The 16,044-nt window shown below is 70.9% G+C and carries 15 protein-coding genes and 1 tRNA gene; 14 read left to right on the top strand and 2 right to left on the bottom strand.

The features are described from left to right. Nucleotides 1-345 precede the first annotated feature (345 nt). From rplU to obgE, 3 genes are all read left to right on the top strand, one after another. Nucleotides 346-666 carry a 50S ribosomal protein L21 gene (rplU, locus tag ABZW18_RS32235; RefSeq protein ID WP_356194450.1) on the top strand — a complete coding sequence of 107 codons (321 nt, stop codon included), beginning with the start codon at nucleotides 346-348 and terminating at the stop codon, nucleotides 664-666. Between the two features lie 14 nt (nucleotides 667-680). Beyond that, nucleotides 681-938 (top strand): 50S ribosomal protein L27, encoded by a 258-nt coding sequence (rpmA, locus tag ABZW18_RS32230; protein WP_356194448.1) that lies wholly within the window; start codon nucleotides 681-683, stop codon nucleotides 936-938. A 172-nt stretch (nucleotides 939-1,110) separates the two neighbouring features. Beyond that, the gene (gene obgE, locus ABZW18_RS32225; RefSeq protein WP_356194446.1) at nucleotides 1,111-2,547 is read left to right on the top strand and encodes a GTPase ObgE; all 1,437 of its coding nucleotides are present in this window, start codon (nucleotides 1,111-1,113) and stop codon (nucleotides 2,545-2,547) included. A gap of 93 nt (nucleotides 2,548-2,640) precedes the next feature. Here obgE and ABZW18_RS32220 read toward each other — a convergent pair whose 3' ends face one another. Beyond that, a complete protein-coding gene (locus tag ABZW18_RS32220) occupies nucleotides 2,641-4,752 on the bottom strand; it encodes a hypothetical protein (protein ID WP_356194443.1) in 2,112 nt (703 codons plus the stop codon). 369 nt (nucleotides 4,753-5,121) lie between these two features. Between ABZW18_RS32220 and proB the strand changes: the two genes are divergently transcribed. From proB to ABZW18_RS32195, 5 genes are all read left to right on the top strand, one after another. Continuing rightward, on the top strand, nucleotides 5,122-6,267 hold the full coding sequence (gene proB / locus ABZW18_RS32215; RefSeq protein WP_356194441.1) for a glutamate 5-kinase: 1,146 nt from the start codon (nucleotides 5,122-5,124) through the stop codon (nucleotides 6,265-6,267). 198 nt (nucleotides 6,268-6,465) lie between these two features. Then, on the top strand, nucleotides 6,466-6,951 hold the full coding sequence (locus ABZW18_RS32210) for a hypothetical protein (protein WP_356194438.1): 486 nt from the start codon (nucleotides 6,466-6,468) through the stop codon (nucleotides 6,949-6,951). A 267-nt stretch (nucleotides 6,952-7,218) separates the two neighbouring features. After that, on the top strand, nucleotides 7,219-8,523 hold the full coding sequence (locus tag ABZW18_RS32205; RefSeq protein WP_356194437.1) for a glutamate-5-semialdehyde dehydrogenase: 1,305 nt from the start codon (nucleotides 7,219-7,221) through the stop codon (nucleotides 8,521-8,523). Between the two features lie 134 nt (nucleotides 8,524-8,657). Next, nucleotides 8,658-9,272 (top strand): hypothetical protein, encoded by a 615-nt coding sequence (locus ABZW18_RS32200; RefSeq protein ID WP_356194435.1) that lies wholly within the window; start codon nucleotides 8,658-8,660, stop codon nucleotides 9,270-9,272. Nucleotides 9,273-9,350: 78 nt separating this feature from the next. Next, nucleotides 9,351-10,427, top strand: coding sequence for a hypothetical protein (locus ABZW18_RS32195; RefSeq protein ID WP_356194433.1), 1,077 nt, complete (start codon nucleotides 9,351-9,353; stop codon nucleotides 10,425-10,427). Here ABZW18_RS32195 and ABZW18_RS32190 read toward each other — a convergent pair. Further along, nucleotides 10,405-11,532, bottom strand: a complete 1,128-nt coding sequence (locus ABZW18_RS32190) for a M48 family metallopeptidase (RefSeq protein WP_356194431.1) — start codon at nucleotides 11,530-11,532, stop codon at nucleotides 10,405-10,407. The two genes, ABZW18_RS32195 and ABZW18_RS32190, sit on opposite strands and share 23 nt — an antisense overlap. Nucleotides 11,533-11,878: 346 nt before the next feature. On the opposite strand from ABZW18_RS32190, the gene ABZW18_RS32185 reads away from it, so the two are divergent. The 6 genes from ABZW18_RS32185 to ABZW18_RS32160 all read left to right on the top strand — a co-directional run bounded on the left by ABZW18_RS32185 (nucleotide 11,879) and on the right by ABZW18_RS32160 (nucleotide 16,013). Next, nucleotides 11,879-12,043 carry a hypothetical protein gene (locus tag ABZW18_RS32185; protein ID WP_356194429.1) on the top strand — a complete coding sequence of 55 codons (165 nt, stop codon included), beginning with the start codon at nucleotides 11,879-11,881 and terminating at the stop codon, nucleotides 12,041-12,043. A 51-nt stretch (nucleotides 12,044-12,094) separates the two neighbouring features. Then, nucleotides 12,095-12,718: a nicotinate-nucleotide adenylyltransferase gene (gene nadD / locus ABZW18_RS32180; RefSeq protein WP_356194427.1), complete on the top strand. Its 624-nt coding sequence runs from the start codon at nucleotides 12,095-12,097 to the stop codon at nucleotides 12,716-12,718. A 22-nt stretch (nucleotides 12,719-12,740) separates the two neighbouring features. Then, the gene (locus ABZW18_RS32175; RefSeq protein WP_356194425.1) at nucleotides 12,741-14,627 is read left to right on the top strand and encodes an LCP family protein; all 1,887 of its coding nucleotides are present in this window, start codon (nucleotides 12,741-12,743) and stop codon (nucleotides 14,625-14,627) included. A gap of 128 nt (nucleotides 14,628-14,755) precedes the next feature. Next, nucleotides 14,756-15,193 carry a ribosome silencing factor gene (gene rsfS, locus ABZW18_RS32170; RefSeq protein ID WP_356194454.1) on the top strand — a complete coding sequence of 146 codons (438 nt, stop codon included), beginning with the start codon at nucleotides 14,756-14,758 and terminating at the stop codon, nucleotides 15,191-15,193. Then, on the top strand, nucleotides 15,190-15,843 hold the full coding sequence (locus tag ABZW18_RS32165) for a histidine phosphatase family protein (protein WP_356194452.1): 654 nt from the start codon (nucleotides 15,190-15,192) through the stop codon (nucleotides 15,841-15,843). Before rsfS ends, ABZW18_RS32165 begins: the two co-directional genes overlap by 4 nt. Nucleotides 15,844-15,940: 97 nt before the next feature. After that, nucleotides 15,941-16,013: transfer RNA gene (locus ABZW18_RS32160), tRNA-Ala, on the top strand. The last annotated feature ends 31 nt before the right edge of the window (nucleotides 16,014-16,044 follow it).

Genomic DNA, 16,044 nt, shown 5'->3' with positions numbered 1-16,044 from the left:
GCCCCCGGCAAGGGGGCGGGGCACCGACGGGTCCTACGCCCGCGGGAACGCGCAGCGGTGCTCGCGCGTCGTCCCGGCCGGGGTGTGTCCCAGCCGTGGCGGTCCGCCGGGCCGCCTTGTGTGGAGAGGCCGGTGTGCGGCGGCCTCCCGGCGGGGACCCGGTTTGACCCCCCGGTTCAGGTTCCGTAATCTTGACCGTCGGCGTCTGTACGCCGAACCCCTGAGCAATTCCCTCCCGGTTCGCCGGGAGAGGCCGCTCGTCCTCCCGGATATCACGGACTGCCGCGAGCCCGTGTGAGCGGCTGGCATCAAGGGTCCCGTTCCGAGCGAGAGAGTGAGATCCGCGTGTACGCAATCGTGCGCAGCGGTGGTCGCCAGCACAAAGTGGCTGTGGGCGACATCGTTGAGGTAGACAAGCTTTCCACGAACAACGTGGGCGACACGGTCGAGCTCTCGACCCTGCTCGTGGTCGACGGCGACACCGTGACCAGCGACCCGTGGGTGCTGGCCGGTATCAAGGTCCTGGCCGAGGTCGTGGACCACCACAAGGGTGCCAAGATCGACATCCTTCGGTACAAGAACAAGACCGGCTACCGCCGGCGCCAGGGTCACCGCCAGCAGTACACGGCGCTGAAGATCACCGGCATCCCCACGGCTGCGAAGTAAGGGACTGAGGAGAGATGGCACACAAGAAGGGCGCATCGTCCACTCGGAACGGTCGCGACTCCAATGCTCAGCGGCTCGGCGTGAAGCGCTTCGGCGGTCAGGTCGTCAACGCCGGCGAGATCCTGGTCCGCCAGCGCGGCACCCACTTCCACCCGGGCTCGGGTGTCGGCCGTGGAGGCGACGACACGCTGTTCGCCCTCGCCGCCGGCGCGGTCGAGTTCGGCACCAGCCGTGGTCGCAAGGTCGTGAACATCGTCCCGGTCGCTGAGTAATTTCAGCCGCCGCTGACGCTCCAGGGATAGTCCTGACTGGACAGCGCAGCAGCACCGGCACGACGTAACACCTTTCCGAGGGCGGACCGCTCTTTCCCGGGGACGGGGAAGCGGGTCCGCCCTCGGCGTGTTACGCCGTAGAAGATTCCGTACGTATCTGGAGGCAATCCGTATGACCACCTTCGTGGACCGCGTCGAGCTGAATGTCGCCGCGGGTAGCGGAGGCCACGGCTGCGCCTCCGTGCACCGGGAGAAATTCAAGCCGCTCGGCGGCCCGGACGGCGGCAACGGCGGCCGTGGCGGCGATGTGATCCTGGTCGTCGACCAGTCGGTCACCACGCTCCTCGAGTACCACCACTCCCCGCACCGCAAGGCCACCAGCGGCAAGCCCGGCGAGGGCGGCAACCGCTCCGGCAAGGACGGCAGCGACCTGGTCCTGACGGTCCCGGACGGCACCGTCGTCCTCGACAAGCAGGGCGATGTCCTCGCCGACCTGGTCGGCCAGGGCACCACGTTCATCGCCGCCCAGGGCGGCCGTGGCGGCCTCGGCAACGCCGCGCTGGCCTCCGCCCGCCGCAAGGCCCCCGGCTTCGCGCTGCTGGGCGAGCCCGGCCACTCCGGCGATATCGTCCTGGAGCTCAAGACCGTCGCGGACGTCGCGCTGGTGGGCTACCCCAGCGCCGGCAAGTCCTCGCTGATCTCGGTGCTGTCGGCCGCCAAGCCGAAGATCGCCGACTACCCCTTCACCACTCTGGTGCCCAACCTCGGCGTGGTGACCGCCGGTTCGACCGTCTACACCATCGCGGACGTCCCCGGGCTGATCCCGGGCGCCAGCGAGGGCAAGGGCCTGGGCCTGGAGTTCCTGCGCCACGTCGAGCGCTGCTCGGTGCTGGTGCACGTACTGGACTGCGCGACGCTGGAGTCCGAGCGCGACCCGGCCTCCGACCTCGATGTGATCGAGGCGGAGCTGGCGCAGTACGGCGGCCTGGACGACCGCCCTCGGCTGATCGTCCTCAACAAGGTCGACATCCCCGACGGCCAGGACCTCGCCGACATCATCCGCCCGGATCTGGAAGCCCGCGGCTACCAGGTCTTCGAGGTCTCCGCGGTCTCCCGGCTGGGCCTGAAGGAACTCTCCTACGCGCTCGCCGGGATCGTCGCCGAGGCACGGGCCGCCAAGCCCAAGGACGAGTCGACCCGGATCGTCATCCGCCCGAAGGCGGTGGACGACGCCGGCTTCACGGTCACCGCCGAGGAGGAGTTCTACCGGGTGCTGGGCGAGAAGCCCGAACGCTGGGTCCACCAGACCGACTTCTCCAACGACGAGGCCGTCGGCTACCTCGCGGACCGGCTGAACCGCCTCGGCGTCGAGGAGGCGCTGATGAAGGCGGGTGCGCGCAGCGGGGACGAGGTCGTCATCGGCGGCGCCGAGGACGCGGTCGTCTTCGACTGGGAGCCGACGCTGGCGGCGGGCGCGGAGATGCTCGGCCGTCGCGGCGAGGACCACCGCTTCGAGGCCCCGCGCCCCGCGGCTCAGCGGCGCCGCGAACGCGACGCCGAGCGCGATGAGGCGCAGCAGGCGTACGACGGGTTCGACCCCTTCGACTGAGTCGCACGGTCTCGTCCGAGGCACGCGGCAGCAGCGACGGAACGGGCCCCGGAGGCGATGCCTCCGGGGCCCGTTCCGTATCCGCGTGCGGTGCTACGCGGTCATCGTGTCCTCTTCCGATTCCGAGGCGCCGTTCGGCTCCAACTCCCGCTGCTCCTCGGACATCTCGGCCTCCGCCTCCTCGGCGTTCTCGCGCTGCGCCGGAATCTCGTTCCCCAGCCGGGCGGCCATCCGGGCCCGGCGCTCGTCGGCCTTCGCGGACAGGGCGAGCGCGGCGGCGTCGAAGCGCACCAGGGACGGCGGGTCGGAGGGACCGAGCAGGTGCTCCTTCAGCTCGGCGCGGGCCGCGGCGAGGGTGTCCTTCTCGGGGTTGCGTACGGTCTCCATGAGCGCCGGTACGCCCTCCGCGTCGGGCCCGAGGATCGTCGCGGCCCGTACGGTCGGGAACCCGGCCCGGAACTCGTCCTCCGCCATCCCGCTGGTATTCGCGACGGCGTACGGCTTCTCACTGGTCAGATAGTCCGAGACGACGCTGGACACATCGCTGATCAGCAGATCGGCCTGGTTGAAGCAGGTGTAGATCGCCGGGCGCGCGGTGGTGATGATCTGGTGCTCCCACTCGGGGAAGGAGGCCCAGTACGCGGACTCCCAGGCGGCGGTGGCCGCGGCGACCTCGGCGGCGCGCTCGTTCTCCGGGGAGCCCTGGAGCAGCATCCGCTCGATCTCGTCGGCGCTGGGCCGGAACGCGGTGCTGGTGAGCCGGTCCAGCTCGGCGGTGCGGCGCTGGAGTTCGGCAGCCGCCTCCGGGCCCGGACGGGCGCCCTCGCGCCGGGAGTTCGCCTCGACGATCATTGCCTTGATGCGCTCGTTGGCGCTGCCCGCGCGGACATCGACGGAACCGGTCATCGGGTGCGGCTTGTAGAGCAGTCGCACCTTGGGGTCGGCGAGCAACTCGCGGACGATGTTCTCGCCGGCGAGGATCACCGAGGTGTTGCCCGGCTGTCCGTCCCAGCCCTCCCAGGTGGGGGCGTACAGAACGGTGGTCCACTCGCCTGTTGGGGCGCCCGCGAACGGCCGGATGGGCGCCAGCTGCGGGCGGCCCACCTCGACGACGTCCGAGTCGTCGACGCCGATGTCGGCGAACTGGTACCGCTCGCGCGCGGCCGGGCCGGCCACCCACACCTCGTCGTACGCCTTGGCGTACGGGTTGCAGCTGGAGAGCTTGTCGCTCTCACCGTGGTTGATGAACGCGTGCTTGATCGACGGGATGCGGAGTACCTGCGAGGTCTTGCCGGAGTTCGCCGGGTGCAGCAGCACCTTCAGCGTCGAGTGCTCCAGCTGCATCAGATGCGCGACCTTGGGGATGCAGATGATCGGCACATCCGTCGCGTCGATCTTCTGCACCATGAAGCGCTCGCGGAGCACGATGATCGGCTTGCCGTCGAGGGAGGCGAGCGTGGAGAGCCACATGTTCGCCTGGTACGCGGACGTGGTGCCGCCGGAGAAGTACATCCCGACGGTCGGCCGGTACTCCGCCAGCCAGGCGTCGAGCCACTCCAGGGCCTTCCGCTCGTTCGCGGTCCGCTTGGCCGGCAGCAGCCAGCCCGCGAGGTGGACGGTCCCGGCGAAGACGAGAGCCAGCGCGATGCCGAGGCCGACGCCGGCCCAGGTCGCGTCCCCGGTGATCGCCGTCAGCATCAGTCCCGCCGTGGCCGGCACGGAGAAGTTCAGCAGCCGGTGGCCGGGGCGGCGCGAGAGGATGCGCGGCGGTGCGGGGGTGAGGCCGAGCTCCGAGGCGTCGATGTTGCGGGTGGTGATCGGCAGCGTCCGGCTGCGCCGCACCATCACGGCGACCGCCTGGCACACGAAGTGCAGTGCGTAGAAGGCGAGCAGCGCGACGGTGATCGGTGACTGCTCCTCCAGCGGGTTGATGCCGTCGATGCGCAACAGCCCGACCAGGATCAGCATGTCGCGCAACAGCTGTCGCACGGTGACGTCGAACCGGATCTTCCCCAGCAGCGAGAGCAGCCCGGGCTGCTTGCGCTGCAAATAGAGATCGAGCGTGAGGCCCGCCGCGGAGGCGGCGACGAAAGTCGGCACATTGGGCAGCAGTGCGCCCGCGAGTTGGGCCGTGAAGGCCGCGAACATCGCGAACAGCGTGACGAGCTGCACGACGCGACGGGGGGCGAGTCCGGCTGAGGGCACGGGCTGGGCTCCTGGCGGGGGAAGCGATCGGATGGGGGCGGGCCGAGTGGGGGCGGCTGGGGGCCTGGAGCCGGAGCCCAGGAAGGGCGGCAGCTGTGCAGGTCGACCACTGACCGTATGGCGTGCGCCGCCCGGATGACAATCTGCCGTGACCGCTATCACTACTAATGGGGCCATAGGTGGTGAACCGAATAGCCGAATGTGTGCAACGCCACTCGGCGCCTGTCCGTAGCGCGGACGGACCACCGGCAGCGCCGGGTGGTCCGCGGACGGTGCCGGTGGTCCACCGACCGGGACGGCCCGGCGCCGCTGCCCCGCGCTGACGTAGATTGCGAGGCGGAGAGACCGATCGATCAGTGGGGACACAGGGTGTCAGGGGCAGCAGGCTCAGCAGCCGTACGGGACGGGGTCGCGGGGGCCCGCAGGATCGTGGTCAAGGTCGGCTCGTCGTCCCTGACCACCGCGGCGGGCGGCCTCGACGCCGACCGGGTGGACGCGCTCGTTGATGTGATGGCCAAGGTCCGCAGCGGCGGAGAGCGGGAGATCGTCCTGGTTTCCTCCGGCGCCATCGCCGCCGGACTGGCTCCGCTGGGCCTCCAGCGCCGCCCCCGCGACCTCGCCCGGCAGCAGGCCGCGGCAAGCGTCGGCCAGGGGCTGCTCGTCGCCCGCTATACCGCGTCCTTCGCCCGGTACGGGGTCCGTGTCGGGCAGGTGCTGCTCACCTCCGACGACACCAGCCGCCGGGCGCACTACCGCAACGCCTACCGCACGCTGGACAAGCTGCTCGCCATGGGCGCCCTGCCGGTCGTGAACGAGAACGACACCGTCGCCACCGACGAGATCCGGTTCGGCGACAACGACCGGCTCGCCGCGCTCGTCGCCCATCTCGTCCGCGCAGACCTGCTGGTCCTGCTCTCGGACGTCGACGGGCTGTACGACGGTGATCCCAGCAGCCCCGGCGCCTCCCGGATCCCCGAGGTCGCGGGCCCCCAGGACATCGCGGGCATCTCGATCGGCAGTGCGGGCAAGGCCGGGGTCGGCACCGGCGGCATGGTCACCAAGGTCGAGGCGGCCCGGATCGCCGCCGCGGCCGGCATCCCGGTGGTCCTCACCTCCGCCACGCGGGTGGCGGACGCTCTGGCGGGCCGGGCCGGCGGCACGTACTTCCACCCGACCGGCCGGCGCTCCGCCGACCGGCTGCTGTGGCTCGCCCACGCCTCGACCCCGCGCGGCTCGCTGACGCTGGACGAGGGGGCCGTACGCGCCGTGGTCGAGCGGGGCAGCTCGCTGCTGCCGGCCGGAATCGCCTCGGTCGAGGGCGACTTCGCAGCGGGCGACCCGGTCGAGCTGCGCGACACCGAGGGGCGGGCGGTCGCCCGCGGGCTGGTCAATTTCGACGCCAAGGAGATCCCCCGGCTGCTCGGCCGCTCCACCCGGGATCTGGCCCGCGAGCTCGGCCCCGCATACGAGCGGGAGATCGTGCACCGTGACGATCTCGTCGTGCTGGGCCACTGACGAATCTCTTTACGTGCAGGAACGGCGGAAAGTCCAGCCTTTCAACGGAGACCTTGTGGAAAACCGCCCGAAGGCGGCCCGCGGACTGGTCAACTTTGATGCACGGACACCGCCAGGGCAGCGGTGCTCCGCGGACGACAGCATCACACGGCTCTGCCCGCGCGTGAGCGGAGCCCTACGCATGTCAGGAGGCCGGCGGTGAGACGAGGGCGCCCAGGGACGCGGCCCCGAGAGACGGCGACGCGGGCCTTGGCCAGCGTCGGTACGGGCGACCGGGCCGAACGGCCGGAGACCGCCGACGGGACGGAACCGGAGCGTGTGCGGGCGCCTGCGGAACGCGAGGCGTCCCGGCTGTGGCACATCACACTCTGCGTCTCGGGCGCCGAGGCTCCCTTGAAGGAGGTCCGGCGTGGCCTCGAACAGCTCGACCACGACCATCCCTTCCTGCTGACCAGCCGCTACGCGAACGACCACGCCGAGATCCGCTACTGGGAGGAGGCGCGCGACCTGCACGATGCGGCGGCGGTCGCCCTCCGCCTGTGGGGCGAACACCGGGCCACGGCCAAGCTTCCTCCCTGGGAAATCGTCGGCCTGGAGGTCATCGACCGGGAGACCTACCACCAGCGCATCGCCGAGGGCTACGGGCCGCCACCTGCGGCGCCGGTGGGCGTGCACCCGTACTGAGGGCCCGTACCGGCGGACTCCGTGCTGAGGGCCCGTACAGAGGACCGCATTGAAGGCCCGTACTGAGCGCGACCCGGCCCGTATGCCCGGCCCGTCCGCCCACGTCCGCCCCCGTCCCGCCGGGTGTGGACAGGCCGGCAGCCGGAGGCCCTGGGCGGGGCTTCCGGGCGTTTCGCCGGCTCTGCTCAATACCCCAGCGGCCCGCGGGCCGTCTCGCAGAGCGGGATATCGGGTGGGTCCCGGCCGGAGGCTCAGTAGGCTGCCTGCATGAGCAGTGATTTCCCCTCGCCCCTGGCAGACCCCACGCCGAAGTCCCCGGTCATCCTCGCGGCCTACCGGGCCCGGGGCGCGGCCGCCGATCTGGCGCCGTTGCCTCGGGCAGTCAAGGACGATGCGCTGCTGGCGATCGCCGACGCCCTGGAGGTGCGGACCAAGGAGATCGTCGAGGCCAACGCCGAGGACGTCGACCGTGCCCGCGCCGCAGGCACCAGTGAGGCGATCATCGACCGGCTCACCCTGACCCCCGAGCGGGTCCGGGCCATCGCCTCCGACGTGCGCGACGTCGTGACGCTGCCCGACCCGGTCGGTGAGGTCGTGCGCGGCTCCACGCTCCCCAACGGCATCGACCTGCGCCAGGTCCGCGTGCCGCTCGGCGTGGTCGGGATCATCTACGAGGCCCGGCCCAACGTCACCGTCGACGCCGCCGCCCTCTGCCTGAAGTCCGGCAACGCGGTGCTGCTGCGCGGCTCCTCCTCGGCGTACTCCTCCAACAAGGCTCTGGTCACGGTTCTGCGGGACGCCATCGGCGGGGCGGGGCTGCCAGCCGACTCCGTACAGCTGGTCCCCGGCGAGAGCCGCGATTCCGTCCGCGAACTGATGCGTGCCCGCGGCATGGTCGATGTGCTGATCCCGCGCGGCGGGGCCTCGCTGATCCGTACCGTCGTCGAGGAGTCGACCGTCCCGGTCATCGAGACCGGTACCGGCAACTGCCATGTGTACGTGGACGCGCAGACCGATCTCGACATGGCCGTCGACATCCTGATCAACTCCAAGGCGCAGCGCCCCAGCGTCTGCAACGCGGCCGAGACCCTCCTGGTTCACCAGGACATCGCCGCGGAGTTCCTGCCGCGCGCCCTCCAGGCGCTGGCCGAGTCCGGGGTGACGGTGCACGCCGACGAGCGAGTGGCGGCCGTCGCCGAGCAGGCCGGGACGAAGGCGACCGTGGTCCCGGCCACGATGGAGGACTGGGAGACCGAGTACCTCTCGTACGACATCGCCGCCGCCGTCGTCGACTCCCTGGAAGCCGCCGTCGCGCACATCCGGCTGTGGTCCTCCGGCCACACCGAGGCGATCGTCACCACCTCGCAGGCCGCTGCCCGCCGGTTCACCCAGTTGGTGGACTCCACCACGGTCGCCGTGAACGCCTCCACGCGCTTCACCGACGGCGGCCAGTTCGGCTTCGGCGCCGAGATCGGCATCTCGACGCAGAAGCTGCACGCCCGCGGCCCGATGGGCCTGCCGGAGCTGACCTCCACCAAGTACGTGGTCACGGGCGACGGCCACACCCGGTGACATGCCGCGCCCTTCCGGGGGACGGTCCACGCGGCCCCCGGAAGGCGGCGCGGCGCAGCCGCTGACCGCGATCGGCGGTCCCGGATTTTGGTCTCTCCCTGCCCAAAAGGTCCGGGCGGCCGTACTCTGGACGGGTGCCGGACGACGTGGGGGGCAGGCCGTTCCCGGACGGCGATGAACCCGACAGCCAGAGCCACGGGGCAGCGGACGAAGAGTTCGCCTCCGTGGTCTTCGACGAGGACTTCGTACGGTCCGCGCGGATCCATGAGCCCACGGCGATCGAGCGGATGCTCGCCGCCGCCGAGGCACGCGCGGAGGCCGAGGCAGGCAGGACCCGAACGGGCTCCGGACCGGCCGATGAGGAGTTCTACGACGACGGGTACGACCCCAGCGATCCGGACTTCGCATTCGAGGACGTCGACGGCTTCGACCCGGACCGGGACGGCGATGGCTACGGGCCGTACGGCACCTATGGCCGCGCCCTGGGCCCGTACCGCGGGCACGCCCGCTGGCACCGCCCCGTGGCCTGGGTGCTCGCCGTTCTGATGGGCATCGGTATGGTCGCGCTCGCCTTCGCCGCGGTCTACCGTGGAGCTGCGGGCAGCCGGCAGGAGCCGCCGCCGGCACCCGCCACCAGCGGGGTGGACGGACCCCAGGTGGGCCAGCTCACCGGCCGGCCCGGTGCGCTGCCTTCGGCCTCGGCCGACTCCGCCGCACCGACCGCTGCCGCGGTGCCGCGCGCGTACTGACCGAACTGCTGACTCGATATCAGAAGTTGTGGTGCAGCGGCGCGTTTACCCGGATGTCTTCCGACCTACTCTGTTGGTATGGCGGGGCCTGGAGAGCCACCTGAGGGGACACCCGAGGGCGTTCCGGGAGGTGGAGAGGACGAGTACCGATCCGTCGTCTTCGACGAGTCGTTCGTCCGTGCTGCCCGGCTCCAGGAGTTCTCCGCGCAGGAGCGGCTGGACGACCACGCGCCGGCCGTCCGCAGCCGCAGGGCCTGGGCGCGCAGCGGAGGGGGCCGGCAGGCCCTGATCCTGGTCACACTCATAGCCCTGGCCTTCGCCACGGCCATCTACATGGGCATACGCCACCCCTACCAGCAGCCGGGCGCGCAGGTGGCCGAGCCACTGCGCGTCACGCTGATACCGCTGGCCCCGCGCGGGCCCGTGCCCGGCGGGACGCCCGCAGATCTCTTCGAGCACAGCCCGGCCGCGCAGTACAAGGCAGGCGCGGAGGGGGTCACCCTGCCCGCCGTCCGCGCCACCCAGAACTTCTCCGAGAGCCAGGTGATGGCCGCGCTCGTCTCCGCCAAGGAGTACATCGTGCGGTCCGCCCTCGACCCGGACGCCCTCACCGGCGGCGCCGTACGGTCCGTGCGCGTACTGATCGACCCGACCCAGCTCGGACAGTTCGACCGCAGCCTGGAGCGGCCCGCCAACGACGGCCGGTACGCGGCCACCGGCTGGCTCGTCCGCTTCGACCCCTCCCGGGTGGCCCTGGCGGACCAGGGCATCCGGGTGCACGGCACCCTCGCCGTCTCCGAGGCCGGGCCCGACCAGCTGGAGGTCAGCGGCGACCACACATCCGTCTATGCGCTGCGCCCGGCCGACGCGGGGAACGGCCACGCCGGCGATGCCTCGCTGTTCACCGTGCGCCGTGAGGTCCGTATGCGCTTCGACCGCGACGACCTGCGCGATCACCGCCTGGAGATGGTCCAGACATCCGTCCAGGCGGGCCCGGAGACCTGCGCCGCGAACGCCGCCGGGTGGCTGCGGCCGCTGCTGGCGGGGGAGAGCGCCAAGTCGGACAGCCCGGCGGGTACGAATCCCTACGCGCCGGGCCGGACGACCGCCTCACTGTGCGGGGAGCTGGCGCCTAACGCCCTGCCGAGCCCGTAGCGCCATCGCCGGGCCGGTCGTCGCCGGGCCGGTCGCCGCCGGGACGGTCGCCGCCGGGACGGTCGTCGCCCGGGCGCTCACCGGGTCCGCCCGTGAAGACGTCCCGCAGTCTCCCGCCCAGGTCTCCCGCACCGCCCGCGATGTCCCTGACGAGCCCCATCAGCGGGTCCTTGCTGGTGCGCACCGTCTCGGCGTAGTGGTTCGCATGCTCCTTGAACGAGTCACCGACCGAGGTGTCCTTGTCCTCGTCCCGCCGCGGATAGTGACCGTCCATGATCCGCTGGTAGTCGCGGCCCGCCGCCCACTTCTTCAGCTCGGCGGCCCGCACGGTCGTGAAGGGATGGCTGCGGGGCAGCACGTTCATGATCTTCAGTACGGAGTCCCGCAGGTCACCGCCCGCCTCGTACTCCTCGGCCTGCTCCAGGAAGGCGTCCACGTTCATCTCGTGCAGATGGTTGCCGCCCGCGATCTTCATCAGGCCCCGCATCGACGCCTGGAGGTCCTGACCGACCAGCAGCCCGGCCCGGTCCGCGGACAGCTCCGACTTGCGGAACCACTCGCGCAGCGCCGTCACGATCCCCATCACGGCGATATTGCCCAGCGGGATCCAGGCGACCTTCAGCGCGATTCCGGTGAGGAAGAGCAGGATCGTGCGGTAGACGGAGTGCCCGGACAGCGCGTGGCCCACCTCGTGGCCGACCGCCGCCCGCATCTCCTCTTCGTCCAGCAGCTCGACGAGGCCGGTCGTGACGACGATGACCGGTTCGTCCAGGCCGATGCACATGGCGTTCGGCTGCGGGTCCTGGGTGACGTACATCGGCGGGACCTTCTCCAGGTCCAGGATGTAGCAGGCGTCCCGCAGCATGGTGTTGAGGTGTGCGAACTGCTGCTCGCCGACCCGTACCGAGTCGGACAGGAACAGCAGCCGCAGGCTCCGCTCCGGCAGGAGCCCGCTCAGCGCCTTGAAGACGGTGTCGAAGCCGCTCAGCCTGCGCAGCGCGATCAGCGCGGAGCGGTCGGCGGGATGCTCGTACGCCCGGGAGGAGATCCCCGGGAACCGCCTGCGCTGACGGCTCGGCATCTGCTCGTGGCTGCTGTCGGTCATCGTGACCCCCTTGTCGGCCCGGCTGTAGCCCGTCCCCCTGCGGACCCCAGCCTAAGCGCTGCTTCCGGCGTGGTTACCGTGGAGACATATCGGACTTCCCCGCCCTGCTCGCGGCGGCCGCGGACCAGGCCGGCCCGGGGCGCTGCTGCGTACGCTCGTCGTCTCCGTGGTGGGCGCGGCCCTGCTCGCATGGTTCCTGCTCCGGGGCTACGGGGGCGGTGACCGGTAGGACGTACGGAGTCGGCGTGAGGTTGCCCGTGGGGCCCGCTTACGATGAGGGCGCCGGGCCGGGCGCGGCCCGGCCACGCGTCCGTGTCCGACGACGAACTGGATAGGCCTGCCGACGATGAGTCTCCCCAGCACTGCCAACGCCCTGGTCGCTCTCGCCGCCGAGGGCGGCGAGCACAGCAGCGAACACGCCAGCCTCAATCCCTACCTGACCGGTGGCGGTGCGCTGTTCATTCTGCTGCTGCTGCTGTGGATCACCACCCGCTTCAATCGCGACCGCTGAGACGCGGACGGCACTGACGGCTCCCGGACCGGGACAGTAGGCTCTGCACGCATGGGAGAGCAGGGAGGGCCTGTGACCGGTCCGGCGAAGCGGCGACTCGGCGTGATGGGCGGAACGTTCGACCCCATCCACCACGGCCACTTGGTGGCGGCGAGCGAGGTGGCAGGGCAGTTCCACCTCGACGAAGTCGTGTTCGTGCCGACCGGGCAGCCGTGGCAGAAGAGCCACAAGCAGGTGTCGCCGGCCGAGGACCGCTATCTGATGACGGTGATCGCCACCGCGTCCAATCCGCAGTTCTCGGTCAGCCGCATCGACATCGACCGCGGTGGCAAGACGTACACCATCGAGACCCTGCGCGAGCTGCACATCGCGAACCCCGACAGCGATCTCTTCTTCATCACCGGGGCCGACGCGCTCTCCCAGATCCTGACCTGGCGGGATGCCGACGAGCTGTTCTCGCTGGCGCACTTCATCGGGGTGACCCGGCCGGGGCATGTGCTCTCCGACCCCGGGCTGCCGGACGGCGGGGTCTCGTTGGTCGAGGTTCCCGCGCTCGCCATCTCCTCGTCGGACTGCCGGGCCAGGGTGGCGGCCGGGGAGCCGGTCTGGTACTTGGTGCCGGACGGGGTGGTGCGTTACATCAACAAGCGCGGGCTGTACCGCGACGCCGGCTAGTCCGGCACTGGAAGGGGCACTGGTGAACGACGCACACTCCGGGCGGCACTATGCCGAGGGTGGGCCCGAGGACGGCCAGGACCCGTATGCGCAGCAGTACTACGACCCGTACGCACAGCAGCAACAACAGCCGCAGCCGCAGTACGACCAGTACGGGCAGCCCTACTACGACCCGTACGCACAGCAGCAGGCCCAGCAGCAACAGCAGCAGGCCCAGCGGCGCGGACCCCAGCCCCAGCAGCAGTACGACCAGTACGGGCAGCAGCAGGGCCAGCAGCAACAGCAGCAGGCTCAGCGGCGCGGACCCCAGCCCCAGCCCCAGCCCCAGCCCCAGCAGCGGCAGCAGCAGTACGACCAGTACGGGCAGCCGTACTACGACCCGTACGCACAGCAGGCCCAGCACCAGGCCGCCCAGCAGCAGGCCCAGCACCAGGCCGCCCAGCAGCAGGCCCAGCGGCAGCCGCCGCCGCAGCAGATCGATGAGCAGCAGTGGATCCCCCAGCAGCAGTCGTACGACACGTACGAGCAGCCGATCCAGCAGCAGGCGCAGCAGTCCCGGGCCCGGTCTCAGCAGCCACCGCCACAGTCCCGGCAGCCGCAGGTCCCGGCACAGGCGGGACCGCGCGACCCGGCGGCGCCCTCCCCGTCGGCGGACTACCGCACCGAGCAGTTCTCGTTCATCGAGGAGCCGGACGAGGAATCCGACGACGTCATCGACTGGCTGAAATTCGCTGAGACCCGCTCCGAACGGCGTGACGAGCGCAAGCGCAAGGGCCGCAACCGCGTCGTCACCCTCGTCGTGGTCCTCGTCCTCGCACTCGGCGGCGGTGTCGGCTACCTCTGGTACGCGGGCAAGCTGCCCGGTCTGGCGGCCCTCGATTCCGGCGGCACCGCGGCCGGCGGCCCGCAGACACGCGATGTGATCGCGCTGCATCTGCGGGACACCAGGGGCGGCCGCAGCTCCACGGCGCTGCTGGTCGACAACAAGACCACCAAGAAGGGCACCACCGTCCTGCTGCCGAACTCCCTGGCGGTCGCCACCGACGACGGTGGCAGCACCACCCTCGGAAAGTCGGTCGAGGACGAGGGCACCACCCCCACCCGGGACGCGCTCGGCACACTGCTGGGCGCGGAGATCAAGGGCAGCTGGCGGCTGGACACCCCGTACCTGGAGAACCTCGTCGAGCTGATCGGCGGAATCACCGTGGACACCGACGCGACCGTCCCCGGCGCGAAGAAGGGCGACGACCCGCTGGTCAAGCAGGGGAAGCAGCAGACACTGTCCGGGCAGGCCGCTGTCGCGTACGCCACTCACCTCGGGCCCGGTGAGCGGCAGACCGATCAGCTGCTGCGTTTCGGCAAGGTCATGCAGGCCGTGATGAAGAAGACCTCGAGCGACCGGGAAGCGGCGACGAAGACCGTGCAGACGCTCAACCAGATTCCGGATCCGTCGCTGACCGAGGCCCAGCTCGGCGCCTCGCTGGCGGAGCTCGCCGAGCAGGCGAAGAACGGCTCGTACCAGACCGCGGTGCTGCCCGTGCAGCCCGACGGGACGCTCAGTGAGAGCACCGCGGACAGCGTGGTCAAGGACGTGCTGGGCGGGACGGTCAAGAACACCGACCCCGACGCGGCGCCCAGGGTCAGCGTCCGGAACGCCACCGGCGACCGGAAGGCCACGAGCACCGTCCAGGTCACGCTGGTCAACAGCGGGTACACCTTCGTGGACGGCGGCTCGGCGAGCGCGGCACAGACCGCATCCCGGGTGACCTACGGGGACGCGGCGCAGGCGGAGAAGGCCAAGGAGGTCGCCAAGACGCTGGGCCTCCAGGACAGCGCGGTGAAGAAGGGCCGGGGAGCGGCCAACGCGGACATCACCGTCGTCCTGGGCCAGGACTACAAGGCCGGATAGCCGGGCCGCGGGAACAGAGCCGGATTCCGGGGCCCGTCGGGCGGGCCCCGGAAAGACGTCGGTCGGTGCTGTCGGCCGGGCGTGAGACCCTTGACGGGTACCCTGCCCCCGATCCGAAAGCATGGCTTGTGACCGCCACGGACCGCTCCATCGAGCTGATCAACGTCGCCGCCCAGGCGGCTGCCGACAAGCTCGCGCACGACATCATCGCGTACGACGTCAGCGACGTGCTGGCGATCACCGACGCATTCCTGCTCGCCTCGGCCCCCAGCGACCGACAGGTCAAGTCGATCGTCGACGAGATCGAGGAGCGGCTGACCAAGGACCTCGGGGTCAAGCCGGTACGCCGCGAGGGCGACCGCGAGGCCCGCTGGGTGCTGCTGGACTACGTGGACATCGTGGTGCATGTGCAGCACAGCGAGGAGCGGGTGTTCTACGCGCTGGAGCGGCTCTGGAAGGACTGCCCCGAGCTGGAGCTGCCGGCCGACGCGGTCGCCACCCGCGGCAAGGCGTCCGACCACGCCAAGGAGCAGGCCGCCAGGGAGTTGGACGGAGAGCTGAGCTGAACGGCACCAAGGGCGGCCGGGGCCGTCGCATCGTCCTGTGGCGGCACGGCCAGACGGCCTGGAATCTGGAGCGCAGGTTCCAGGGCTCCACGGACATCGATCTGACCGACAACGGCGTCAACCAGGCCCGCCGGGCCGCCCGGCTGCTGGCCGCGCTGAAGCCGGACGCGATCATCGCCTCCGACCTGAAGCGGGCGTCGGCCACGGCCGCGGAGCTGGCCGCGATCACCCGGTTGCAGGTCGCCCACGACGAGGCCCTGCGCGAGACCTACGCCGGCAGCTGGCAGGGCCTCACTCACGAGGAGATCGTCGAGCGGTACGGCGAGCAGTACGCGGCCTGGAAGCGCGGCGAGCCCGTACGGCGCGGCGGCGGCGAGCTGGAGACCGAGGTGGCGGAGCGGGCGGCTCCGGTGGTCGAGCGGAACGTGGACAAGCTGCCGGACGGCGGCACGCTCGTCGTGGTCAGCCACGGCGGCACCATCCGCACCACCATCGGCCGGTTCCTGGGTCTGGAACCGCAGAACTGGGAGGCCCTGGGCGGCCTGTCGAACTGCTGCTGGTCGGTGCTGGGCGAGGGGATGCGCGGCTGGCGGCTGCTGGAGCACAACGCCGGGACACTGCCGGAACCGGTCCTCGGCGACGACGACTGAACGGATTTCCTTTTCCGGCTGGTCACCGGTTAAGCTTCTTCTCGTTCAAGGCGCCCTGGTGAACCGAACACGGTGAACTCGGAGTGCTGAGAAGAGCGGGGCTATAGCTCAGTTGGTAGAGCGCCTGCATGGCATGCAGGAGGTCAGGAGTTCAATTCTCCTTAGCTCCACACTCGCACCGGTCCCGCCTCCCCTCCGAGG

The sequence above is a fragment of the Streptomyces sp. NPDC004647 genome (assembly GCF_040609575.1).
GTDB lineage: Bacteria > Actinomycetota > Actinomycetes > Streptomycetales > Streptomycetaceae > Streptomyces.
The sequence above is the reverse complement of the archived record's forward strand: the minus strand, read 5'-3'. Positions and strand labels throughout refer to the sequence as shown.